The organism is Caballeronia humi (assembly GCF_001544475.1).
Classification (GTDB): Bacteria; Pseudomonadota; Gammaproteobacteria; order Burkholderiales; family Burkholderiaceae; genus Caballeronia; species Caballeronia humi.
In genome coordinates, this window is the sequence record NZ_FCNW02000010.1 from 62,473 (window position 1) to 84,997 (window position 22,525).

Annotated in this window: 20 protein-coding genes and 4 tRNA genes; 9 read left to right on the forward strand and 15 right to left on the reverse strand. The window is 63.6% G+C overall.

Annotation, left to right across the window (positions count from 1 at the left end):
* Positions 1-27 precede the first annotated feature (27 nt).
* A complete protein-coding gene (locus tag AWB65_RS12570) occupies positions 28-1,653 on the reverse strand; it encodes a transglycosylase SLT domain-containing protein (RefSeq protein ID WP_087667483.1) in 1,626 nt (541 codons plus the stop codon).
* 159 nt (positions 1,654-1,812) lie between these two features.
* Positions 1,813-2,625 (reverse strand): hydroxyacylglutathione hydrolase, encoded by an 813-nt coding sequence (gene gloB / locus AWB65_RS12575; RefSeq protein ID WP_087667484.1) that lies wholly within the window; start codon positions 2,623-2,625, stop codon positions 1,813-1,815.
* 30 nt (positions 2,626-2,655) lie between these two features.
* On the opposite strand from gloB, the gene AWB65_RS12580 reads away from it, so the two are divergent.
* The 4 genes from AWB65_RS12580 to AWB65_RS12595 all read left to right on the forward strand — a co-directional run bounded on the left by AWB65_RS12580 (position 2,656) and on the right by AWB65_RS12595 (position 4,838).
* On the forward strand, positions 2,656-3,492 hold the full coding sequence (locus AWB65_RS12580; RefSeq protein ID WP_087667485.1) for a class I SAM-dependent methyltransferase: 837 nt from the start codon (positions 2,656-2,658) through the stop codon (positions 3,490-3,492).
* Positions 3,492-3,947, forward strand: coding sequence for a ribonuclease HI (gene rnhA / locus AWB65_RS12585; RefSeq protein WP_087667486.1), 456 nt, complete (start codon positions 3,492-3,494; stop codon positions 3,945-3,947). Before AWB65_RS12580 ends, rnhA begins: the two co-directional genes overlap by 1 nt.
* A gap of 15 nt (positions 3,948-3,962) precedes the next feature.
* The gene (gene dnaQ, locus AWB65_RS12590) at positions 3,963-4,697 is read left to right on the forward strand and encodes a DNA polymerase III subunit epsilon (protein ID WP_087667487.1); all 735 of its coding nucleotides are present in this window, start codon (positions 3,963-3,965) and stop codon (positions 4,695-4,697) included.
* 66 nt (positions 4,698-4,763) lie between these two features.
* A tRNA-Val gene (locus AWB65_RS12595) sits at positions 4,764-4,838 on the forward strand.
* Positions 4,839-4,922: 84 nt separating this feature from the next.
* On the opposite strand, the gene AWB65_RS12600 is transcribed toward AWB65_RS12595, so the two are convergent.
* The 3 genes from AWB65_RS12600 to AWB65_RS12610 form a co-directional block, all read right to left on the reverse strand.
* A complete protein-coding gene (locus AWB65_RS12600) occupies positions 4,923-5,396 on the reverse strand; it encodes a DUF2214 family protein (protein ID WP_200821713.1) in 474 nt (157 codons plus the stop codon).
* Between the two features lie 62 nt (positions 5,397-5,458).
* A complete protein-coding gene (locus AWB65_RS12605) occupies positions 5,459-6,316 on the reverse strand; it encodes a hypothetical protein (RefSeq protein WP_087667576.1) in 858 nt (285 codons plus the stop codon).
* Positions 6,317-6,551: 235 nt separating this feature from the next.
* A complete protein-coding gene (locus AWB65_RS12610; protein ID WP_087667488.1) occupies positions 6,552-7,616 on the reverse strand; it encodes a glycosyltransferase family 4 protein in 1,065 nt (354 codons plus the stop codon).
* A 778-nt stretch (positions 7,617-8,394) separates the two neighbouring features.
* On the opposite strand from AWB65_RS12610, the gene AWB65_RS12615 reads away from it, so the two are divergent.
* Positions 8,395-10,212, forward strand: a complete 1,818-nt coding sequence (locus tag AWB65_RS12615) for an ABC transporter ATP-binding protein (protein WP_087667489.1) — start codon at positions 8,395-8,397, stop codon at positions 10,210-10,212.
* A gap of 37 nt (positions 10,213-10,249) precedes the next feature.
* Here the strand turns inward: AWB65_RS12615 and otsA are convergent, their stop codons facing one another.
* From otsA to uvrC, 8 genes are all read right to left on the reverse strand, one after another.
* Positions 10,250-11,629: an alpha,alpha-trehalose-phosphate synthase (UDP-forming) gene (gene otsA, locus AWB65_RS12620; protein WP_087667490.1), complete on the reverse strand. Its 1,380-nt coding sequence runs from the start codon at positions 11,627-11,629 to the stop codon at positions 10,250-10,252.
* On the reverse strand, positions 11,626-12,378 hold the full coding sequence (otsB, locus tag AWB65_RS12625) for a trehalose-phosphatase (RefSeq protein WP_087667491.1): 753 nt from the start codon (positions 12,376-12,378) through the stop codon (positions 11,626-11,628). Before otsB ends, otsA begins: the two co-directional genes overlap by 4 nt.
* Before the next feature lie 308 nt (positions 12,379-12,686).
* A complete protein-coding gene (locus AWB65_RS12630; protein ID WP_087667492.1) occupies positions 12,687-13,169 on the reverse strand; it encodes a GNAT family N-acetyltransferase in 483 nt (160 codons plus the stop codon).
* Positions 13,170-13,308: 139 nt separating this feature from the next.
* Positions 13,309-13,382 (reverse strand) — tRNA-Cys (locus tag AWB65_RS12635).
* Positions 13,383-13,467: 85 nt separating this feature from the next.
* Positions 13,468-13,543, reverse strand: a tRNA-Gly gene (locus AWB65_RS12640).
* Between the two features lie 58 nt (positions 13,544-13,601).
* Positions 13,602-13,677: transfer RNA gene (locus tag AWB65_RS12645), tRNA-Gly, on the reverse strand.
* Between the two features lie 124 nt (positions 13,678-13,801).
* Entirely contained in the window at positions 13,802-14,398 is a 597-nt protein-coding gene (pgsA, locus tag AWB65_RS12650) for a CDP-diacylglycerol--glycerol-3-phosphate 3-phosphatidyltransferase (protein WP_087667493.1), read from the reverse strand.
* A gap of 112 nt (positions 14,399-14,510) precedes the next feature.
* Complete coding sequence (gene uvrC / locus AWB65_RS12655; RefSeq protein WP_087667494.1) at positions 14,511-16,841, reverse strand: excinuclease ABC subunit UvrC; 2,331 nt, start codon at positions 16,839-16,841, stop codon at positions 14,511-14,513.
* A 125-nt stretch (positions 16,842-16,966) separates the two neighbouring features.
* On the opposite strand from uvrC, the gene earP reads away from it, so the two are divergent.
* The 4 genes from earP (at position 16,967) to AWB65_RS12675 (ending at position 20,999) form a co-directional block, all read left to right on the forward strand.
* Positions 16,967-18,157: an elongation factor P maturation arginine rhamnosyltransferase EarP gene (gene earP, locus AWB65_RS12660; protein WP_235007610.1), complete on the forward strand. Its 1,191-nt coding sequence runs from the start codon at positions 16,967-16,969 to the stop codon at positions 18,155-18,157.
* Positions 18,158-18,304: 147 nt separating this feature from the next.
* Positions 18,305-18,862, forward strand: coding sequence for an elongation factor P (gene efp, locus AWB65_RS12665; protein ID WP_087667496.1), 558 nt, complete (start codon positions 18,305-18,307; stop codon positions 18,860-18,862).
* 264 nt (positions 18,863-19,126) lie between these two features.
* The gene (locus AWB65_RS12670) at positions 19,127-19,462 is read left to right on the forward strand and encodes a BON domain-containing protein (protein ID WP_087667497.1); all 336 of its coding nucleotides are present in this window, start codon (positions 19,127-19,129) and stop codon (positions 19,460-19,462) included.
* A 151-nt stretch (positions 19,463-19,613) separates the two neighbouring features.
* Positions 19,614-20,999, forward strand: a complete 1,386-nt coding sequence (locus AWB65_RS12675) for a sigma-54-dependent transcriptional regulator (protein WP_087667498.1) — start codon at positions 19,614-19,616, stop codon at positions 20,997-20,999.
* A gap of 70 nt (positions 21,000-21,069) precedes the next feature.
* Here AWB65_RS12675 and nagZ read toward each other — a convergent pair whose 3' ends face one another.
* A complete protein-coding gene (gene nagZ, locus AWB65_RS12680; protein ID WP_087667499.1) occupies positions 21,070-22,098 on the reverse strand; it encodes a beta-N-acetylhexosaminidase in 1,029 nt (342 codons plus the stop codon).
* Positions 22,099-22,120: 22 nt separating this feature from the next.
* On the reverse strand, positions 22,121-22,525 hold the full coding sequence (acpS, locus tag AWB65_RS12685) for a holo-ACP synthase (RefSeq protein WP_087667500.1): 405 nt from the start codon (positions 22,523-22,525) through the stop codon (positions 22,121-22,123).

Below are 22,525 nucleotides of genomic sequence, written 5' to 3' on the forward strand. Positions count from 1 at the left end.
GCGTGGGATAAAGGCATCGCGCGCGGGCTATTTCTTCTTGGTCTTCGCGGTCGCCGTTTTGGGCGCAGGCGCCGCGGCCTTGGGCTCGCTCTTGGAAGACACTTTCGTCACCTTGGCTGAAGCCGTCCCAGCCGATTTCCCCCCGCGCGACGATTTCGATTCCGGCGCGCTCGTGCCGATCTTCGTCACGCCGCCCCGGTTGCGGCTTGACGCCGACACGGTCTGTACACGCACCGGACCCGGCTCGGCCGGCACCGCGCGTCCGTACGGCACGTGCAGCACCATCACCTGACCCGGCATGATCGCGTCGCGACGCGTGCGGTTCCATGCCCGCACCTGCGCGACCGACACGTCGTAACGATCGGCAAACGTCTCGATCGATTGCTGGCGGCGCACGCGGATCACCATGCGGCGCGTGTCGGGCACGTCCGGCTCGACCGACAACACGGCGCTTTCGGCGACGTCGGCGCTGATGTCTTCGTCGTCATCGTCGTTGCGCGGCACGACGATCGTCGAGCCCGGTTTCAGACGCATGCCCGCGGGAATGCGGTTGACCGACATCAGCGTGTCGGCATCGACGCCGATCTTCTCCGCGATCGCGGCCGGGCGCGAGCGCTCGGTGACGGTATAAGTCGTCCACGACGATAGCGCCCCGTTATACGTCTTGAGGTTGCGCTGGAACGCGGTGGCGTTGTCGAAGGGCAGCAAAATCTGCGGGTTCGTCGCGCCGAGAATCACCGGCTTCGAAAACGACGGATTCAGCGAGCGGAATTCCTCCATCGGCATGCCGGCGAGCTTCGACGCCATCGTCACGTCGATGTCGCGCGCCGTGGTGACCGTCACAAAATAAGGGTGATTCGGAATTTCCGGAAGCGTCAAGCCGTACATCTGCGGATTCGCGACGATGTTCTTGACCGCCTGCAGCTTCGGCACGTAGTTGCGCGTCTCATTGGGCATGCGCAGGCTTTCGTAGTCGGTCGGCAATCCCGCCGCTTCATTACGCGCGATCGCGCGCTGCACGTTGCCCTCGCCCCAGTTGTACGCGGCGAGCGCGAGATGCCAGTCGCCGAACATGTCGTGCAGGCGCGTGAGGTAGTCGAGCGCCGCGCTGGTCGAGGCCAGCACGTCGCGCCGGTCGTCCTGCCACATGTTTTGCTTCAGCTTGTAGTCGCGGCCGGTGCCCGGCACGAACTGCCACATCCCGGCCGCCTTCGCGACGGAAAGCGCCTGCGGATTGAACGCCGATTCGATGAACGGAAGCAGCGCGAGCTCGGTCGGCATGTGCCGTTGCTCAAGCTCTTCGACGATGTGATACAGATATTTCTGAGAGCGCCCGGTCATGCGTTCGACGTAGTCCGGACGCTGCGCGTACCAGGACACCTGCATGTCGACGAGGTCGCTTTGCAGATCGGGAATCTGGAAGCCGCCGCGAATCCGGCCCCACAGATCGGCGTCGCGGCCCGCGAGCGAATCGACCGACGTCTTGTCGACGTTGATGGTTTCCTTGGCGGCGGCGGTTCGTCGGATCGTGTCGGCTACGGCTTGCTGTTTCGAAGCGGAAGGCAGTGAAGAAAGGGAATTGGGCGCTGTCGGTCCTTGGCTGGCACATGCGGCTAGCGTGAGGACGAGTAGCGCACTAAGAATCTGTCGCATGAACGTCTCGGGATTCCAAAAAATATGCTTGGAAATTTGGAGCCGATGGTACGGAAGCGTACAGCCGTCGTCAATATAAAAGACGGAAAAGCCAGCAAAATCCAGCCTCTGGCGACGTTTCCAACGTTTCGGATGAAGTTCGCTTCCAGTTCGCTGGGGTTAGCGGAACTTATCTTTCCAGCCGCGCATCAGGCGAAACGCTTCGAGACGATCGGTGACCGGGTGGTTGTAGTGAGCAGCGAGTGTCGCCTGGATGTCGGCTTCGTCGACGCGCAAGAACGGGTTCACCGATTTCTCGTGGCCGATGGTCGTTGGCAGCGTCGGTTGGCCGGCTGCACGCATGGCTTGGGCGTCGTCTTGCCAGCGGGCGAGCGCGTCGTTGGCCGGTTCGCAGGCGCGCGCGAAGCGGATGTTCGAGAGCGTATATTCGTGGGCGCAGTGAACCTGCGTATTCTCGGGAAGCGCGGCGAGGGCATCGAGAGAGGTCAGCATCTGTTGCGGCGTGCCTTCGAACAGGCGACCGCAGCCGCTCGCGAAAAGCGTATCGCCGCAGAATAGATGCGGCGTGCCGCGCGGATCGAGTTCCTGAAAATAAGCGATGTGGCCAGCGGTGTGGCCGGGGACGTCGATCACGGAGAAGTCGAGCGCCGGACTCCCGATGCTCACCCGGTCGCCCTGTTTCAGGCGCTGCGTCAGGTGGTCGATTCGCTCGCCGGCCGGGCCGTAGACGGGAATCGCGCCGTTCGCGCGCTCGGCCGAACGGCTAACGAGCAGGTCTTCGACGCCGCCGACGTGGTCGTGATGATGGTGCGTGAGTAAAATAGCGGTCAGCTTCCAGCCGCGTTTCGCGAGATAGGCCTCGACGGGCGCGGCGTCGCCGGGATCGACGACCACGGCGTCGCTGCCGTCCGACACGAGCCAGATGTAGTTGTCTTCGAAAGCCGGCACCGGCACGTACTCAAGCGTTTTCATAGCGAGCTCTTCAAGGCGGCAATTCCGAACATGTCTGACCGATCGATTATAGACTGGCCCGCCTGGACCGGCTCCGCGCCCGGACGCTATGTCCTCGACTGGGAGCAGGCGCAGCTCGATCGCGTGGTGTCCGACATCTTCGGCTACCACGCGCTGCAACTCGGCATGCCGCAACTCGACGCGCTGCGCGAGAACCGCATGACCGGCCGCGCGATCGTCCTCGATCCCGCGAGCGGCGCCAGCGCGCCTTATACGTATCCGCCTGCGAATCCGCGGCCGGGCGTCGCGTCGCTGCCGTCGGCCAGTCGCGGATTGCACGCGCCGGCGGGACGCAGCACCGTCTGGTGCGACCTGCTCGATCTGCCGTTCGAGGCGCAGAGCGTCGATCTGCTCGTACTGCCGCATACGCTCGAATTCACGAGCGATCCGCATCGGCTGTTGCGCGAAGCCGAGCGCGTACTGATGCCCGAAGGCCAGTTGATCATCCTCGGCTTCAATTCGCTGAGCCTCTGGGGCGCGCGGCAATCGTTCGGGAAGGTTGCCGGGCGGCCGTTCGTGCCAGATGCGCACGACATGATCGCATTCACGCGGATCAAGGACTGGATCAAGCTGCTCGGATTCGACCTTGAACGCGGGCGCTTCGGCTGCTATCGTCCGCCGCTCGTCGCTGAAAAATGGCTGCAACGGTATCAGTTCATGGAAGCAGCCGGCGACCGCTGGTGGCCGATCTTCGGCGCCGCCTACATGATCACGGCGATCAAGCGCGTGCGCGGCATGCGCCTGATCGGCCCGCGCAAGCTGAAAAAACCCGCACTCGCGCCGGGGCTCGCTCCGGTCGCGGCACCGCACACTCGCAACGAGCATTGATGACTTCAGACTCCGCAAAGGTAATCGACATCTATACCGACGGCGCCTGCAAGGGAAATCCCGGCCCCGGTGGCTGGGGCGCCCTGCTGCGCTTCGGCACGCAGGAAAAGGAATTGTTCGGCGGCGAGCCCGCCACCACGAACAACCGCATGGAACTGATGGCCGTGATCGCCGCGCTCGAGGCGTTGAAGCGACCGGTCCACGCCGTGATCCACACCGATTCGCAATATGTGCAAAAAGGCATCAGCGAATGGATTCACGGCTGGAAAAAGAAGAACTGGATGACGGCCGCGAAGACGCCCGTCAAGAACGCCGATCTCTGGAAGCGGCTCGACGCGCTCGTCGTGCAGCATCAGATCGAATGGCGCTGGGTCAAGGGCCACGCCGGCCACCCGGAAAACGAACGCGCCGATGCGCTCGCGAATCGCGGCGTGACATCGCTCGCCGACAGCTAACTATTCAATAAACCAATGCGCCAACTCGTACTCGATACCGAAACTACCGGCCTCAATGCCCGCACGGGCGATCGCATCATCGAAATCGGCTGCGTCGAGCTGATCAATCGACGGCTCACCGGCAACAACCTGCACTTCTACATCAACCCGGGCCGCGACAGCGATCCGGGCGCGCTCGCCGTCCACGGCCTGACGACGGAATTCCTCAGCGACAAGCCGAAGTTCGGGGAAATCGCCTCAGAGCTGCGCGAATTTCTCGCGGATGCCGAGCTGATCATTCATAACGCGCCGTTCGACATTGGCTTTCTGGACGTCGAATTCGGGATGCTCGGGATGCCGCGCGTGACGGAATGCTGCGGCGGCGTGATCGACACGCTCGTGCAGGCGAAGCAGATGTTCCCCGGCAAACGCAATTCGCTCGACGCGCTGTGCGACCGCTTCGGCGTGAGCAACGCGCACCGCACATTGCACGGCGCGCTGCTCGACTCGGAGTTGCTGGCGGAAGTCTATCTGTCGATGACGCGCGGCCAGGAAAGCCTCGTCATCGATATGCTCGGCGACGTGCCGGCGGCCGGTGCAACGCTTTCGCCGCGTATCGCGCTCGATGATCTCGATTTGCTGGTGATCACAGCATCGGCCGAGGAACTGAGCGCCCACGACACCGTGCTCAACGATCTCGATAAAGCCGTCAAAGGCACGAGCGTGTGGCGCGCCGAACCCGTGGTGGAAAATGCCGAGGCAGCCGCATAAATTCGTGCAATGCTTTAATCAATCGCTTTACGAAGTCGAATATCTCTGACATAATTTCGTTTCTTCGGGTGGTTAGCTCAGCGGTAGAGCACTGCCTTCACACGGCAGGGGTCACTGGTTCGATCCCAGTACTACCCACCACGATAGAGGCAAGCGTTTTCAGTCCGGAACGCTTGCCGGAAAACCCCGGTGCCGAAAGGCGTCGGGGTTTTTTCTTTTTCTCCCCTACCCCGCCCAAACCCCCCGCGCCATCCCGCTCGCCGCAACCACCATCACGATCACCAACCCCGCTTCCAGATCACTCATCCAGGCAAAGCGCCGCGCGCGCCCCAGATCGATCGCCCCGCCGTGTCCCGCCGCGACGCGCCAGCGGATCAGCGCCATCATCGGCGAGATTTCGATGGCGACAATCAGCGCCAGCGCCGTCATCTTGAGATGGAACAGCGGCTCATGCAGATAGTAAGAACCGCCCTTTTCAAATCCGCCGAAAGCGCGCATCAGGCCGCTAATCAGGAGAAAAAGCGCCGTGACGCCCCACATGCTGTCGGCGCGAAAGACATCGCGCAGAACCACCGCGTTGGCGTGCACCGAATTCGACGCATCGAGGCGTCGCAAAGCCCGCGCTCGCGCCAGCACCGACGCCAGCGCGAAACCGAATGCGAGCAGATGAATCGCTGCGAGCAACCAACGTATCAGCATGCTTTCCTCCCTGCGTTCGACAAGAAAGACGTGGACTGCATGACTACGCGAAATCGACGAAGCTAGGCGACCCGACCGCCATCGAAAGTGATGAGCGGTACCGGCGGCGCACCCGCATTGACCTGTCGCAACGTGCTGTCGAGCGCGCGCGCGGCGCTCCGGTCGCCCTCGGTGACGAGCGGCGCGCGGAACACCGTCGTGCGATTGTGACCGGCCGCGGCCGGCGAATCCCACAGCAATTCCATCTTCGGTCGATTCGGTAACAAGCCCCGCCAGCCGCGCCGCCGCGCGGGCGCAAGCGACGGCGCAGGCACGGCATAAACCGCATCGCCGGACGGCGGCCACTTCACCGACAACTCCCGCGCGTCATACTGCCCGAGCTTGCGGCTTTCGGCCCAGACGACGGCGGTGCGCGTCAGTGGATCGAGCGAAATCGCGTACCGGCCGATCGCGAAGCGCCGCGCGGCGATATTCGTGCGCCAAAGCGCGCGCGGCCGGCAAATCCACATCACGACCGCATACAACGCAGGCGCCACAGCAAGCCAGCCGTTCGACTCGCCAAGCGCATGCACCGCGCGCCGCCAGCCGGCCTGCCACGTGAATAATCCGACGGAAAATACCGCGAACCCGAAGCTCAGCAGCGCAAGAAACCGCAGGGCCTGCCGCAGCCACTGCGGCAACGGATGCAGCGGCCGATCGGCACGCGCTCGCGCGCCGGGCACAAAAATCAGCAGGAAAAGAAGCACCAGATTGACGCAGGCCCAAGGCGAAGAAGTCATCGCGCGCAATGACGACAGATACCCCATCTGCGACATCGAAAAGATCCAGCGCGCGGCGAGCACCAGTCCGATCGCCCGCAGCGCGAAGACGGTGCCGGCGCCCGGTGCCGGGCTCGCGCTGGTGTGCTTCGTTCTCGCCAAAACATTCGCTCCTGTCCACGATTCATGCGGACCGCGCGCCAGATGCGCGGCAATCGGCCGTCGAAGGGGACGATCCGGCCCGCTTTGCGCGAGCCCGGACATTATATGAAGATTGCCGCATCAACTTTCGATTTCGTGCGCGCACGCGGTATTCCGCACGCAGAGCGTCCGATTGTGACAACGCCCCGGCGCCAGACGGCGCACGGGGCGTTGTTGCGGTCAAAGCAACCGGCTTTTACTTCGCGTTGACTTCGCGCAGCACGGTGCGGCGCTTCTGCCGCAGCAGTTCTTCATACGACTGGACATAGCGCTCTGCCATCACCTTCGACGAGAAGCGCGTTTCGAACGCCTTGCGCACCTTGGCGCGCGGCAGCGTGTCGAGGCGCTTGACCGCCGCGATCGCGCTCAGTTCGTCTTCAACCACGAAGCCCGACACGCCGTTCTCGATCACTTCAGGCACCGAACCGCGATTGAACGCGATCACCGGCGTGCCGCAAGCCATCGCCTCGATCATCACCAGGCCAAACGGCTCCGGCCAGTCTATCGGGAACAACAGCGCATGCGCGTTGCCGAGGAATTCAGTCTTCTGCTGCTCGTTGATTTCGCCGATGTATTCGACGTGCGGCAGTGCGAACAGCGGCTTGATCTGCTCTTCGTAATAGGCGCGGTCGGCCTTGTCGAGCTTCGCCGCGATCTTGATCTTCATGCCCGCGGCTTGCGCGATGCGGATCGCGCGGTCGACACGTTTTTCCGGCGAAATGCGGCCGAGGAACGCGAGATAGCCCGGTTCGACGTTCGGAATCGGCTTCAGCAGGTTTTCCGGCAGGCCGTGATACACGGTCGACAGCCAGTTTGCCTGCGGCAGCGGCTGACGCTGGTTGTCCGAGATCGAAACGACCGGCACGTCGCTGAACGTGTTGAAGATCGGCTGCAGTTCGGGCAGGTCGAGACGGCCGTGGAGCGTCGTCAGGAACGGCACCGGCTGGCGCGCGAACAGCGAAAACGGGTAGTAGTCGATGTGGAAGTGCAGCACGTCGAACTCGTCGGCGCGGCGGCGGACTTCTTCGAGCAGCAGCATGTGCGGCGCCATCGTGTCGCGGATGGTCGGGTCGAGGCGCAGCGCCTGCGGCCAGAACGCTTCGAGCTTGGCCGACGTTTGCGAATCACCGCTCGCGAAGAGCGTGACGTCATGTCCGGCATCGACCAGAGCTTCGGTCAGGTAGGACACCACGCGTTCCGTGCCGCCATACAGTTTCGGCGGAACGGCTTCGTGAAGGGGCGCGATTTGAGCGATTCGCATATCGGAAACTCCTAATAAAAATTCAGGCTAAGGACTACGTGTCGTGTCGAAGTATCGGAAGCGAATCGCTCGGCTCGGGCGGAAGTTCACGCTGGAAAACAGCGGTGTGTCTGTTGCTCGAGTGAAAAAGCGTGAGTTCGCTGATCACCAGGTTTCGTGCGGATTGGCAGACTAGAGCAAGTTCGATTCCATCTCTAAATTCGCCGCGCACCTGCAATAAACGCGTAAGTGGCGGCAGGGTTGACCGGAACCTACAAAAACCTGTCAAAAAATCTAGGTGGAAACCCGACGCAAAGTATGGAGGTTTTTACACGTCCACCGCGTACCCATTTCAACTTATTTACCTTGTTACAAAGGGGAAACACTTTGCAAACCCCTGTTTATTAAGGCTGTTCTACATTGGAGGTCGAATGTTCGCGCGGGCGGCGGGCCGCAGGCCTCTCGCCCTCATCTCCTCTTGACGCGCCGGTCCGGCAACCGGCAGCGGGCCCGCGTTGTGCTGCGCCGCTCGTTCGACGCTGAGTCACCCGGTGCAGGGCCGCATTCTGACCCGCATTGCTTACAATGCGCCCGCCGAGCGCCGCGGGTATCGCGTTTCATACCCGGCGGAAGGCGAAAGCATCGCAACACGGCGATTTGGCCGCTTCGACCCATCTCATAACTGGCTACAATTCAGCCAGGGATCGCATGCCGGCGCCGCGCCGCTTTTTCAAGACGACGGCGACACCAGACTCAGGCGCACTACGAGCTCAACCGATCTACGACCAAAAACGACCAATTGGACCAACTCACCGTCTCCCAACGTAACGCGCACAACGAAAAGCTGGCGAGCTATGCGCATCGTCCGCTGGCGTTCCTGCTCCGTTACATCCGCCGTCATCCGATCGCCCACGCCACGGTTCTCACGAGCGTGTTCCTCGCGGTCGGTTGCGCCCTCGCCTCGCAGTACGCGATCAAGCATCTGATCGACGTGCTTGGCCAGGGCCGCGGACATCCGGGCCCCCTGTGGGGCGCATTCATGATCCTGGTCGGGCTGATCGCCGCCGACAACATGCTGTGGCGCGTGGGCGGCTGGGTCGGCGCGCACGCGTTCGTCACCGTGACGGGCGACTTGCGGCGTGACCTCTTCCAGTACCTGAGCGGACACTCGCCGACCTACTTCTCCGAGAAGCAGCCGGGAATGCTCGCGAGCCGCATCACCGCGACGTCGAACGCGATCTACACGTCCGAAAACGTGATGGCGTGGAACGTTTTGCCGCCGTGCATCGCGGTGCTCGGCGCGATCGTGATGATCACGAGCGTCAATCCGCTGATGGCGGCTGGCCTGATGACCGCCTCCGCGATCCTCGCGTTCATCCTCTACCGGCTCGCCAAGCGCGGCTCGGCGCGGCACCACAATTTTGCGTCGAAGGCGGCATCGGTCGATGGCGAACTCGTCGACGTGATCGGCAACATGGCGCTCGTGCGCGCCTTCGGCATGACGTTTCGCGAGCAAAAGCGCTTCGGCTCGACGGTCAAGGCCGAAATGGTCGCGCGCCAGCAGAGCCTGCTGTATCTCGAAAAGCTGCGGCTGTTCCACGCGGTTGTGACGGCGATTCTGTCGGCGGGGCTGCTCGGCTGGGCGCTGTGGCTGTGGTCGCTGGGCCGCGCTACTTCGGGCGACATCGTGCTCGTCAGCTCGCTCGGTTTCACGATTTTGCATGGCACGCGCGATCTGGCCGTCGCGCTCGTCGACGTAACGCAGCACGTCGCGCGGCTGTCCGAAGCCGTCCAGACGCTGCTCGAGCCGCACGGCATGCCGGACCGTTCGGACGCGACCGAGCTCGTGTCGCAGGGCGGACGCGTGGATTTCGAAGGCGTGACGTTCGCGTATCCGCGCCGCCGGCCGATCCTCGACAACTTCCACCTGCATATCGAACCGGGCCAGCGCGTCGGGCTGATCGGCAAGTCGGGCGCGGGCAAATCGACCGTGCTCGCGCTGTTGCAGCGTTTCTACGAACCGCAGGGCGGCGTGATCCGGGTCGACGGGCAGGATATTTCGTCGATCACGCAGGACAGCCTGCGCCAGTCGATCGCGCTCGTGCCGCAGGATATTTCGCTCTTTCACCGCACGGTTTACGAGAACATCGCGTACGGGCGGCCGGAAGCGAGCCGCGAGGAAGTGCTCGCGGCGGCCCGCGAGGCCCGCTGCACCGATTTCATCGAGGCGATGCCGGAAGGTTTCGATACGATCGTCGGCGACCGGGGCGTGAAGCTCTCCGGCGGACAACGCCAGCGAATCGCGATCGCGCGCGCCATCCTGAAGAACGCGCCGATCCTGCTGCTCGACGAAGCGACTTCCGCGCTCGACAGTTCGTCGGAGGAAGCGATCCAGCAGGCGCTCGACCGGCTGATGGTCGGCCGCACGGTGGTCGCGATCGCGCACCGGCTGTCGACGCTGCAGAATTTCGACCGGATCATCGTGATGAGTTCGGGCAAGGTCATCGACGACGGTTCGCCGCAGGAATTGCGCGACCGGCCGGGCTTGTATCGCGAATTGCTGTCAAAGCAGCATGGCAAGCTGCCGGCGGTCGTTGCGCCGACGCAGCCGGCCTGAAGCGAAACGGGGCCCTCGACGCCCCGTTTTTTGCAGCTCAGTCCCGCAGATCCCGCATGAAGTTGTCCCGCCACACGGACACGTTGTTCTCCCGCAGCGAATCGAACATTTCCCGATAACGCGCCTGCCGATCCGCGAGAGGCATCGCGAGCGCGGTTGCCAGGGCGTCAGCCATGCCGTCGATGTCGAGCGGGTTGACGATCAGCGCCCCGTTCAGCTCACGCGCCGCGCCCGCGAACTGCGACAGCACGAGCACGCCGGGATCGGCCGGGTCCTGCGCCGACACATATTCCTTCGCCACCAGGTTCATTCCGTCGCGCAACGGCGTGACGAACCCGACGTGCGATTCGCGAAACAGCGCCGCAAGCACCGGCCGCTCGTACTGGCGGTGGATATAGCGGATCGGCGTCCAGTCGAGTTCGGCGTAACGGCCGTTGATCCGTCCCGATTCGGCTTCGAGTTGCAAACGGATGTCGCGATACGCATCGACATCGGAGCGCGTCGGCGGCGCGATCTGCAGGAACGACACGTTGTTGCGCTGCTGCGGCGCGTGCTCGATCAGCCGCTCGAACGCGCGAAAACGCTCCACGAGGCCCTTCGAATAATCGAGCCGGTCGACGCTCATCACGAGCTTGCGCTGATGCAGCGTCGCCTTGACGGTGCGCACGTCACGGCCGCTTTCGCCGTCCTTCGCGAGCGCGGCTATCTCGTCCGGATAGACACCGATCGGATACGCCGCCGCCTTCAAGGTCTTGCCGAACGCGCTGATTTCACACGGTTTCGACGCGTGACGCTCGATCGACCCGTTCGCCTCGCACTCAATGTAATCGCAAAAAGCGCGCAGATCGGGCGCGGTCTGAAAACCGAGCAGATCGAAGGAACAGAGCGCCTCGGCGAGTTCGCGATGACGCGGCACGGACAGCAGAATCTGCGACGCCGGAAATGGAATGTGCAGGAAAAATCCGATCCGGTTCGTCACGCCGATTTCGCGCAGCGCCTGCGCGAACGGAATCAGGTGATAGTCGTGGACCCAGATCACATCGTCGGGCTTCAGGAGCGGCGCGAGCTGTTGCGCGAGCCAGCGGTTCACACGGCAATAGCCGTCGAATTCGTGGCGGTCGAACTGGATCAGGTCCGGCCGGTAGTGGAACGCGGGCCAGAGCGTCGCGTTCGAAAAGCCGCGGTAATACTGGTCGTAATCGCGTCGCACGAGGCCGATCGTCGCGAAGGTCACCGGCCCGCGCTCTTCCAGCGTGATGCCCTCCGGCGGCGCCGACACCACGTCGCCGCTCCAGCCGAACCACATGCCGCCGGTTTCCTTGAGCGCATCGTAGACGCCGACCGCGAGCCCGCCCGCCGCCGGGCCGCCTTCGGAAATCGGCGCGACGCGGTTCGACACGATGATCAGACGGCTCACGCGCGCGGCTCCGCGTCGCCCGCGATTTGCTGGAGCCAGTCGAGAAACGCCGGCACCGACTCGATGCGCGCGTGCGCGATCGTATCGCCGGCGCCGACCTTGATCGACAGCCCGCCGGTTTCGTTGACGACCGCGAAGCCCTTTTCGTCGGTCAGATCGTCGCCGACGAACACCGGCCGGCGGCCCGTGAACGGCGGCTCGCTCAGGAACGCGCGCACCGCGCGGCCCTTGTCGACGTCCTTCGGCTTGATCTCGTAGACCATCTTGCCGGGCTGCAGCACGTAGGCATCGGCGTATTCGCGCACGAGCCGCTCGGTGGCCTCGCGCGCGGCCGGCTCGCGATCCGGCGCATTGCGGTAGTGCAGCGCGAGCGCCGCGCCCTTGATTTCGAGCAGCATCCCGGGATGGCGGCTGACCACGTCTTCGAGGATATGCTCCATGCGGAGCAACCGCTCGTCGTTGAAGCCGATGCGCTGCACGTCGCCGTTCGAATCGCGCCGCTCGGCGCCGTGCAGGCCCGCGATCGGCAGATCGGGAATCGCGAGGTACGTGTCGATGCTGTCGATGCCCCGCCCCGATACCACCGCGACGGCGCCGTTCGTCGCGCGCCGGAGCGTCGTCAGAAGGTCGGGCACGACGCGCGGCACGACGATGCCATCGGGCGTCGGCGCAAGCTCGACGAGCGTGCCGTCGAAGTCGAAGAAGAACGCGGTATCGGCGAGGGAGAGTGTGCGAGGGAGAGCTTGCATCGATGGTTGCCTTTGCACCGGAGATGACCGGAAAAGTTTGCGCATCTTACCGCGAGCGATGGGGATTTCGAGATGCGGGCGGGCGATCGTTCAGTCGCGAAGGTGGGTTTGCTTTTGCGCGTGTCCGTTATAGCGTCTTGATACGCGAGCATCATCGCGATGATGCACCCTGACAGTGCTGAAGCCGTTTTTTTGCGATACGACTTCAGCGCCGCCTCATCTGATCGAGTCAGAATGGGGTTTTTTGTTCCGGGCGCGAGGCAGCGATGAGGGCGCGGATTGAGGGGGCGAAGAGTCTCGGCAACGGCCTACGAACGCCGCATCCAGACATGCAGGATGCCGTCCTCATCATGGACATCGGAGATCGGCTCGAAGCCGAACGCCCCGTAGAACTTCTGCAGGTGCGCCTGTGCGTGCAGACGAATCGGCTGCTGCGGCCATTGCGCGACGATCTGCCCGAGCACGCGCTCGAGCATCGCGTTACCGAGCTTCAGGCCACGATAACCGGCCGTCGTCAGCACCCGGCCGATGCGTATATCCGTTTCCGAGCGATCCCACTGACCCGGCAAAAGCACGCGCAGATAGGCTGCGAGTTCGGGACGCTTGTCGCCCTCGCCGTACACCAGCAAATGCCACGCGTCGATGTCGAGCCCGTCGATATCGTTGTAGAGACAGTCCTGCTCGACGATGAACACGGCGCTGCGCGCCGCGAGCATGTCGTAGACCTCCATGGCCGAGAGATCGTTGAAGTGTTTCCAGCGCCAGTCGAAACGAGAGAGGTGGTCGGTCATGTTTGATCGCGGGCCGGGCGGCATCATCGCGCCCCGCCGATGAGAAAGTCTGCAATTATGCCGCGATGTTGGCGATGCGAAGCACGCACCGGACGCGCAAAAAGAAAAAGCCCTGACAAGTCAGGGCTTTTTCTCTTACTGGAGGCGCGAACCGGAGTCGAACCGGTCTAAACGGCTTTGCAGGCCGCTGCATAACCGCTTTGCTATCGCGCCGTAAGCGGTGTCTGGTGTCGGCCGACGTTCAGAAGCATTCGGCCGGTCCACCAAACAAAAAGGGAAGCCTAGCTTCCCCTTTGATTGGAGCGGGAGACGAGGCTCGAACTCGCGACCTCAACCTTGGCAAGGTTGCGCTCTACCAACTGAGCTACTCCCGCATTGTCCTGCATTTCCTGCCGTGCCACCGATGCGCCATACACCGACGGCTTCAAAACCTGGAGCGGGAGACGAGGCTCGAACTCGCGACCTCAACCTTGGCAAGGTTGCGCTCTACCAACTGAGCTACTCCCGCATTCACTACTTTTCCGCCTTGCGTGCGCTTCGTTTCAGCGCTCACTCGACAGAAACGAGATTATGTAGAAGCCCTGAAGCCCTGTCAATAGTTTTGTATGCGCCCTTTCACTCTGCGACGCAATTTATAGCATCCCGCCCCGCTCGCGGATTTGCGGCCACGCGAGCTTCATGTAATAGAGCATCGACCACACCGTCAGGAAGGCCGCGACGTAGATGAGCAATAGGCCCCAGACGCGCGTATCGATCACCCACTGCGTGCCCGCGATCCGCAACTGCCCGTAGAAAAGCAGCATTGGAATGGCGACCATCTGGCAGACGGTCTTGAACTTGCCGAGCGAGTTCACGGCGACGCTCTTCGACGCGCCGATCTGCGCCATCCATTCGCGTAGCGCCGAAATCGTGATCTCGCGACCGACTATGACAAGCGCGATCACCGCGTTCAGGCGCATCAGTTGCACGAGGACGAGCAGCGCTGCGGTGACCATCAGCTTGTCGGCGACGGGATCGAGGAACGCGCCGAACGACGACGTCTGGTTGAGCTTGCGCGCGAGAAAGCCGTCGAACCAGTCGGTGAGGGCGGCGAGCACGAAGATGATCATCGCGAGCAGATTGCGATGCTCCGGGCTCATCATCACGTCCGGCAAGTAGAAGATGCCCACGACAAGCGGAATCAGCACGATTCGCAGCCACGTCAGGAAAATCGGGAGGTTGAACGGCATCGGCTGAGGCGAGGCATCGTGTGAGGGAGGTGCCATTGTGCCGCGTCGACCCTCATGTCACAAGGCGAGGGGCGGGCGCCAGGCTGCGCGGCGCACTGCGGTTCGCCCCACCTCAATGCAACTGCCGATAAATCTGCTCGGCGAGTGCAAGCGAAATCCCTTCGACGCTCGCCAGATCCTCGACGCTCGCCGCCTGTACGCCGCGCAGTCCGCCGAAACGCGACAACAGCCGCTGCCGCCGCTTCGCCCCAACGCCTTCCAGCTCCTCCAGCCGCGACGTCTGCCGCGTCTTCGCGCGCTTTGCGCGCATGCCGGTGATCGCGAAGCGGTGCGCTTCGTCGCGGATCTGCGCCACGAGCATCAGCGCCGCGCTCTCCTTGCCGAGTTCGAGCGGCGCCCGGCCGTCGGCGAAGATCAACGTCTCCAGCCCGACCTTGCGCCCCTCGCCCTTCGCGACGCCGACCAGCATCCCGCGATCGAGTCCCAGTTCCGCGAACACTTGCCGCGCGATTTCGACCTGCCCTTTGCCGCCGTCGATCAGGACGATATTCGGCAACAGGCCGCCCGCCGCGACGGGTTCGGCCGCGTCCGGCGTGACGTTGGGATCGGCGGCGTCTTCGGGCTGGAGCGTCGTGGCTTCGTCGGCAGCGTTGGCGGCGGCTTGCGCGAGCATCTTCTCGTAGCGGCGCGTGAGGACCTGACGCATCGCGGCGTAATCGTCGCCGGGGGTGATGCCGGTGATGTTGTAGCGACGGTACTCGCCCGACTGCATCTTGTGCCGGTGATAGACGACGCACGACGCCTGCGTCGCCTCGCCCATCGTGTGGCTGATGTCGAAACACTCGATGCGCAGTTGCGCGAGGTCGTCCATTTCCAGGCTCAACGTGTCTGCGAGCGAGCGCGTACGGGCTTGCTGCGAACCCTGTTCGGACAGCAGACGCGCGAGCGCGAGTTTCGCGTTCTGCTCGGCCATCGAGAGCCACACGCGCTTCTGGCCCTGCGGCTGGCGCAGCAGCGTGACCTTGTGGCCGGCCTGCTCGATCAGCAGATCGACGAGTTCGCGGCTCGCGGGCGCGTGGCTCACGACCAGTACCGGCGGTACGCGATTGCCGATGTAGTGCTGCGCGATGAATGCTTCGAGCACTTCGGATTCGAGGGCGCCTTCGCGGGCGGGGAGTGTGGGTTCCGGGCCGGCGTCGGCGGAGTCGGGAATATTGTCAGCCGCAGTTTCCGGGCGAGCGTCCCCGGCGGCGGTGGAAAACGCTTTGTCGGCGCGTGTGGAAATAAGGTGCCGCGATGCGGCTCCAGTGCCGACGTCCTCGTCGGCGCCGGAAATCTCCGCGCCCGAATGCACCGCGTCAAGCTGGTCCGCCGTCGCCGCTGCGCGAACCTCCTCGCCCACGGTAGAAAGTGGCTCGGCACCCGCCCCAACCGCCGCGTCCGCGCCGATCCCGTCGTCAGCACCGGCAAGCGCTTCCTCCGCCCCCACCTCCTCCACCACGATCGGCGCGATCCCTTCGATCAACTCCCCCTCGTCATCCTCGCCTACCGCATCCCCGAGTCCGAGTGCCGCTTCGACATGCGTCGGGAAATACGCCTTGTCGCCGAGGTGCCGCCCGCCGCGCACCATCGCGAGGTTCACGCAGATTTTGCCGCCCAAGGCGACCACCGCAAGGATATCGACGTCGTTATCGCCGCCGACTTCGATCGCCTGCTGATGCAGCACCGTCGACAGCGAACTCATCTGGTTGCGCACCGCCGCCGCCTGCTCGAACTTCAGCTCGGCGGCGAACCCGTGCATCTTCTGCTCAAGCTCCTTCATTACTTCGCTCTGCCGCCCGAGCAGAAAGCGCGACGCGTTCGCGACGTCGCGGGCGTAATCCTCCTCGCTTACCAGCCCGACACACGGCGCCGTGCAGCGCCCGATCTGATGCAGCAGGCACGGCCGCGTGCGGTTCGTGAAAACCGAGTCCTCGCAAGTGCGCAACTGGAACACGCGCTGCAGGATCTGGATGCTCTCGCGCACCGCCCACGCACTCGGAAACGGTCCGAAATACTGGTTCTTTTTATCGACAGCCCCGCGGTAATACGCCATGCGCGGAAACTGATGGCCCGTCAGCTTCAGATATGGATAAGACTTGTCGTCGCGGAAGAGGATGTTGTAGCGCGGCGTCAGAGCCTTGATTAGATTATTCTCAAGCAAAAGCGCTTCGGCTTCGGAGCGCGTGACGGTCGTCTCGATCTTGCGGATACGCGTCACCATCATCGCGATGCGCGGCGAATGGAGCGTCTTCGTGAAATAGCTCGATACGCGTTTCTTCAGGTTGCGCGCCTTGCCGACGTACAGCACGGCGCCCTCGGCGTCGTAGTAGCGGTACACGCCGGGCAGGTGGGGCAACTGGGCGAGAATCTTCCTGGGATCGAAAACGTCGGTGTCTGTCATGCAGAAGAATGCAGCGGATGGGTGCGGATGCCGGACGCGCGGTGCTGTAAAGCAATCAGCACTGTCCTAGAATCGCCAGTTTAGATCATTCCGCGGCGCTCTCGCCGCGCAAGGCGTCCATGTCCATGATCAACGCATCGCCCGCTCCGGAAATCGCCTGCGACATTTTCTGCGAGGTCATCGACAACTTCGGCGACATCGGCGTCTGCTGGCGGCTCGCGCGCCAGCTCGCGGCGGAGCACGGCTGGCAGGTGCGCCTTTTCGTCGACGACCTGAAGGCGTTTCACGCGCTCTGCCGCGACATCGATGCGGGACGCCCCAGGCAGGAGGCGGCGGGCGTCGTGATCGAGCACTGGCACGAGCCGTCGCATGCGGGCGAGACGCTGGAAATCGCTGATGTCGTGATCGAGGCGTTCGGTTGCGAACTGCCGCATGTCTACGTCGCGGCGATGGCCGAGCGCGGGCGGCGACCGGCGTGGATCAACCTGGAGTATTTGAGCGCGGAAGACTGGGTCGCGGATTTTCACCTCAGGCCGTCGCCGCATCCGCGCTATCCGCTCGTCAAGACGTTTTTCTTCCCCGGCCTCGGTCCGAAGACCGGCGGCGTGTTGAAAGAACGCGACCTCGACCGCGACCGGCTGGCCTTCGATCGCGACGCATGGTGGCAGGAGCGTGTCGGCGTTCCGGCGCCGTCCACCGACAGCACGGTCGTCTCGCTGTTCTCCTACGAGAATCCCGCGATCGACAAATTGCTCGCGCAGTGGCAGAACGCGCCGTCGCCGGTCGTGCTGCTCGTGCCCGAAGGCCGCATTTCGGGCGCGATCGCGCGCGGCTTCGGCCTGCCGCATTTCGCCGCCGGCGCGACCGCGGGCCGCGGATCGTTGCGCGCGCATGCGCTGGGTTTCGTCGAGCAGCCGCGATTCGACGCGTTGCTCTGGGCATCCGATGTCAATTTCGTGCGCGGCGAGGATTCGTTCGTGCGCGCGCAATGGGCGCAGAAGCCGTTCGTCTGGCACATCTACCCGCAAGCCGACGACGCGCATCTCCCCAAACTCGATGCCGCCCTCGCCCACTACGCGGACGGCCTGCCCGACACGGCCCGCGACTCCGTGGCGCGCTTCTGGCATGCGTGGAACGGGGCCGGATCGCCGGACTGGGCGGATTTCTGGCGGCATCGCACGCTGCTGGAAGCGCGTGCCGCCGATTGGGCACTGGAGCTTGCCGCCGTCGGCAATCTGGCGGCAAATCTGGCCGCCAGCGTCGCCGGGAACTTGTCTGCAAATGTGGCCGATCAGCCAAAAACTCAGTTAAAATAAGCGGTTATCCCACGGCTGACACCCTCGAACCACTGGCTGCGTCATCAGACATAGCCCGAAATCAAGGTTGAACGCCGTCTAGATTTTGCTGGCGTCCGCCCATTGAAGCGGGCGTTTGAAGATAGAAACCACAGGACTGTTTTAGATATGAAGACCGCACAAGAACTCCGCGTTGGCAACGTCGTGATGATCGGCAGCGATGCCATGGTCGTGCAGAAGGCCGAATACAACAAGTCGGGCCGCAACTCGGCCGTCGTGAAGATGAAGTTCCGCAACCTGCTGTCGGCGGCGAACATGGAGTCGGTCTACAAGGCCGACGACAAATTCGACGTCGTCCAGCTCGACCGCAAGGAAGTAAGCTATTCGTACTTCGCCGACCCGATGTACGTGTTCATGGACGCCGATTACAACCAGTACGAAGTCGAAGCCGAAATGATGGGCGACGCGCTGCTCTATCTCGAAGATGGCATGCCGTGCGAAGTCGTGTTCTACAACGACAAGGCAATTTCGGTCGAACTGCCGACCACGCTCGTGCGCGAAATCATCTACACGGAACCTGCCGTCAAGGGCGACACGTCGTCGGGGAAGGTGCTCAAGACCGCGAAGATGAACACCGGCCTCGAACTGCAAGTGCCGCTCTTCTGCAATATCGGCGACAAGATCGAAATCGACACGCGGACCAACGAGTACCGCAGCCGCGCGTAAAAACGCGCGCCGCAGCACGGGCGGGCGCATCGCGCGCCGGCCACGTCGGGAAATGTCTCCGCGACGCCACGAATAAAAGCGCCCTTTATGGGCGCTTTTTCTTTTGCGTGAAGTTTTTGACATCTTCAGGCAAACTTTACCGGCTCAATCTCATAAAGATGGCGATATTGTCATGGAGCAGCCAGCGAAAACAGGTCTTTTGTTCGAAAAGTGCCATTGGCATGAATTCTGCTGTAAGGGTGGGTCTCCACTCGACAACGAACCATGTCCAAACACAATACCGTTGCCGTCCGGCTTCTGATCGCCGTCGCGCTCATCGCGCCTGCGTTCGCGATCACCGCCGGGTGCTCATCGACGCCGACGAGCGAATCCGCTGGCGAATACGCTTCCGACAGCGCGATCACCGCCCAGGTCAAAACGGCATTGCTCGCTGATCCCGGCCTGAAGTCACTTGCCGTCAGCGTCGAAACGTATCGCGGGGCGGTTCAGTTGTCGGGATTCGTGAATTCGGAGGTGCAGATCCAAAAGGCGGTCGCCGTGACGCGAAGCGTGTCGGGCGTGCAATCCGTCAAGAACGATCTGCACGTGAAACCGCAGTAAGGGAAGCGCAAGGACGCAGGAGACCGGAGCGGCGTCGACCGCTCGCAGCATCGCACGCGCCGCCATCGGCAATTGCGTACGGCTGCCGGCTGCCCAGTACGGGCGCCGGGCCTCGAGCGAATTACAGACCATTTGATACGTTGTGTCCGCCATGCCACACGCCCTGATTGTCGAAGACGATCCCAATAGCCTTTCCGGCCTGTCCGCGATCCTGGCGGCAGACGGTTTTTCCGTCGATACCGCCACGACGCTCGCCGAGGCGCGCGCCGCGCTCACGCGCTTCATTCCCGACGTGGTGCTGATAGACCTGAACCTGCCCGACGGCAGCGGCCTCGATCTCCTGCCGAGCCTGCCCGCGCACGCGCCCGATGGCGCGCTGCCCGTCATCGTGATGACCGGCAACGCGACGGTCGAAAGCGCGATCGAAGGCTTGCGGCACGGCATCTGGGACTATTTGCTCAAGCCGGTGAACATTCCGCGCTTGCGCAGCCTGCTCGCGCGAATACCGCGTCCCTACGAACTGACCGAGGAAGTGCAGGCACTGCGCACGACGCTGCGCGACCTCGGCCATTTCGGGCCGATGCTCGGCCGCAGCAGTTCGATCCAGCACGTCTACGACCTGATCGAGCAAACCGCGCCGACCGAAGCCGCCGTTTTGATCTGCGGCGAACCCGGTACCGGCAAGAAGATCGCAGCGCGCACGCTGCATGAACTGAGCCGCCGTCGCAAGGGTCCGTTCGTGGCGTTCGACTGCGCCGCCGCGCGCGATTCCGGCCAGCGCACGATGGAAAGCCTGCTGTTCGGCCATGAACGCGGCGCGTTCGCGGGTGCGGAGAACCGCGAACCGGGCCTTCTCGAACAATCGGGCGGCGGCACGCTCTTTCTCGAACAGATCGACGCGCTGCCCAACGCGCAACAGGAAGCGCTGCTGCGCGCGCTTGATTCGCAGACGTTCATGCGCGTCGGCGGGAGCAACCGGATCATGACCGACTTCCGCCTGATTGCCGCGACGCGCACGCCGGTGCGTCAAGCCGTCACCGATGGCGCGTTGCGGGAGGATCTTTACCTGCGGCTGAACGCATCGTCGATTGCGCTGCCGCCTCTGCGCGAGCGCGACGACGACGCCGCCCTCTTCGCCGAACAATTCGTCGACGAGCTCAATCGCGAGAACCATATCGTCGGAGTGACGAGCGGGTCGCCGAAGCGCATCAGCCCGGCGTTCATCCGCGAATGTCTCGCGAACGAGTGGCCGGGGAACGTGCGCGAACTGCGTGAACGCGTGCGGCGCGCGTACCACGCGTCGGGCGACGTGATCGAGACGCTGCGCATCGACGAGCAAGGCGGCCCGAACGGGCGCGGGCTGAACGGCAGCAGCGTGCAGGTGACCGTTGGCACGGCGCTCGCGGACGTCGAGGACATGCTGATTCGCGCAACGCTCGAAGCGGTCGGCGGGACGCGGCATAGGGCGGCGACGCTGCTCGGCATCAGCCCGAAGACGCTTTATAACAAGTTGCAGCGGATGAAGCTGGAGCCTTAGAAAGCCAGCGGCTCAGAAAAAACGCCACTGCAGCAATGCCGTGGCGTTTTGTTTTCGAACGGCCAGAAGTTCAGCCCAAGGCGCTTTTCAACAAAGCTTTCGCCTGCTGATACTGCACCTGCGATTGCAGCTTGCTCCAGCTCGTCGCCTTCCCGCGCGGGCGCATCTTTTTGAGACGATGCACCGACGCCTTGGACTGCGTGAATCGCAACTGCTCCAGCACTTTTTCCGCTTCCTCCGGCTGATTGCAGATCAGGACCATGTCGCAGCCCGCCGTGAGCGCGGCCGTCGCCGCTTCGGTCAGCGTGCCGCCGGCGCGCGCCGCTTCCATCGAGAGATCGTCGCTGAAGATCGCGCCCGCGAAGCCGAGCCGGCCGCGCAGGATGTCCTGCAGCCACACGCGCGAGAACCCGGCCGGCTTCTCGTCGACCTGCGTGTAGATCACATGCGCCGGAATCACCGACGCGAGCGCCATGCCGAGCCAGTCGTACGGCTTGACGTCGGCGGCGAGGATTTCGTCGAGCGGGCGGTCGTCGGTGGGCAGCGCGACGTGCGAATCCGCCGACGCAAACCCGTGCCCCGGAAAGTGCTTGCCGCAGTTCGCCATGCCCGCGAGCAGCAAGCCGTGATTCAGGTTCTTCGCGAGCGTCGCGACGACGCGCGGATCGCTGTGCAGCGCACGATCGCCGATCACCTTCGACTGTCCGTAGTTCAGGTCGAGTACCGGCGTGAAGCTCATGTCGATGCCGCACGCGCGCAGTTCGGCGGCGAGCACGTAGCCGAACGCAGTCGCCGTTTTCGTCGCGAGCAGAACGTCGTGGTCCCACAGCTCGCCGAGCGTGCCCGGCGCGGGCAGCACGGTGAAGCCGTCGGTGCGGAAACGCTGCACGCGCCCGCCTTCATGATCGACGGCGATCAGGATGTCGTCGCGCACGGCGCGGATCGCGTCGGTGAGCGCCACGAGCTGCGCGCGGTCCGTGAAATGGCGCGCGAACAGGATGATGCCGCCCGTCATCGGATGGGTGATGCGGCGGATGTCGGCGTCGGTCAGCGTGGTGCCGATCACGTCGAGCATGACGGGTCCGGGAGTGCGTTTCATTGAGTCCAAATCAGGGTTCTTTTTAGGGTAAGTCGGGAGTTTCGGCGATCACGAACGACACCGCGTAATCACGCTCGTCGCTGACGGTGACTTTCGCCGTGATGCCGCGCGCGTCGAGCCATTCGGCCAGTTCGCCCGATGCCACGACGACCGGCTTGCCGCTCGCTTCGTTGAGCGTCTGCAGCGCGCGCCAGGTCATCGGCCAGCGCATGCCGAGACCGATCGCCTTGGAAAACGCTTCTTTCGCGGAAAACCGCGTCGCGAGGAACGCGAGGCCGCGCACTTCCGAGCGGGCGCGGCGCGCGTGATAGATGCGCAGTTCGTCGGCGCCGAGCACTTTTTCGGCGAAGCGCCCTTTCGTGCGCTCCATGACGGCCGCGACGCGGCTCACCTGCACGACGTCGGTGCCGATTCCGTAGATCGCCAT

What these genes read in the sequence shown, in the direction of transcription:
- AWB65_RS12570 (WP_087667483.1), bottom strand. Translation starts at nt 1,653, where the DNA reads ATGCGACAGATTCTTAGTGCGCTACTCGTCCTCACGCTAGCCGCATGT.
- gloB (WP_087667484.1), bottom strand. Translation starts at nt 2,625, where the DNA reads ATGAAAACGCTTGAGTACGTGCCGGTGCCGGCTTTCGAAGACAACTAC.
- AWB65_RS12580 (WP_087667485.1), top strand. Translation starts at nt 2,656, where the DNA reads ATGTCTGACCGATCGATTATAGACTGGCCCGCCTGGACCGGCTCCGCG.
- rnhA (WP_087667486.1), top strand. Translation starts at nt 3,492, where the DNA reads ATGACTTCAGACTCCGCAAAGGTAATCGACATCTATACCGACGGCGCC.
- dnaQ (WP_087667487.1), top strand. Translation starts at nt 3,963, where the DNA reads ATGCGCCAACTCGTACTCGATACCGAAACTACCGGCCTCAATGCCCGC.
- AWB65_RS12600 (WP_200821713.1), bottom strand. Translation starts at nt 5,396, where the DNA reads ATGCTGATACGTTGGTTGCTCGCAGCGATTCATCTGCTCGCATTCGGT.
- AWB65_RS12610 (WP_087667488.1), bottom strand. Translation starts at nt 7,616, where the DNA reads ATGCGAATCGCTCAAATCGCGCCCCTTCACGAAGCCGTTCCGCCGAAA.
- otsB (WP_087667491.1), bottom strand. Translation starts at nt 12,378, where the DNA reads ATGCAAGCTCTCCCTCGCACACTCTCCCTCGCCGATACCGCGTTCTTC.
- AWB65_RS12630 (WP_087667492.1), bottom strand. Translation starts at nt 13,169, where the DNA reads ATGACCGACCACCTCTCTCGTTTCGACTGGCGCTGGAAACACTTCAAC.
- pgsA (WP_087667493.1), bottom strand. Translation starts at nt 14,398, where the DNA reads ATGCCGTTCAACCTCCCGATTTTCCTGACGTGGCTGCGAATCGTGCTG.
- uvrC (WP_087667494.1), bottom strand. Translation starts at nt 16,841, where the DNA reads ATGACAGACACCGACGTTTTCGATCCCAGGAAGATTCTCGCCCAGTTG.
- earP (WP_235007610.1), top strand. Translation starts at nt 16,967, where the DNA reads ATGATCAACGCATCGCCCGCTCCGGAAATCGCCTGCGACATTTTCTGC.
- efp (WP_087667496.1), top strand. Translation starts at nt 18,305, where the DNA reads ATGAAGACCGCACAAGAACTCCGCGTTGGCAACGTCGTGATGATCGGC.
- AWB65_RS12670 (WP_087667497.1), top strand. Translation starts at nt 19,127, where the DNA reads ATGTCCAAACACAATACCGTTGCCGTCCGGCTTCTGATCGCCGTCGCG.
- AWB65_RS12675 (WP_087667498.1), top strand. Translation starts at nt 19,614, where the DNA reads ATGCCACACGCCCTGATTGTCGAAGACGATCCCAATAGCCTTTCCGGC.
- nagZ (WP_087667499.1), bottom strand. Translation starts at nt 22,098, where the DNA reads ATGAAACGCACTCCCGGACCCGTCATGCTCGACGTGATCGGCACCACG.
- acpS (WP_087667500.1), bottom strand. Translation starts at nt 22,525, where the DNA reads ATGGCGATCTACGGAATCGGCACCGACGTCGTGCAGGTGAGCCGCGTC.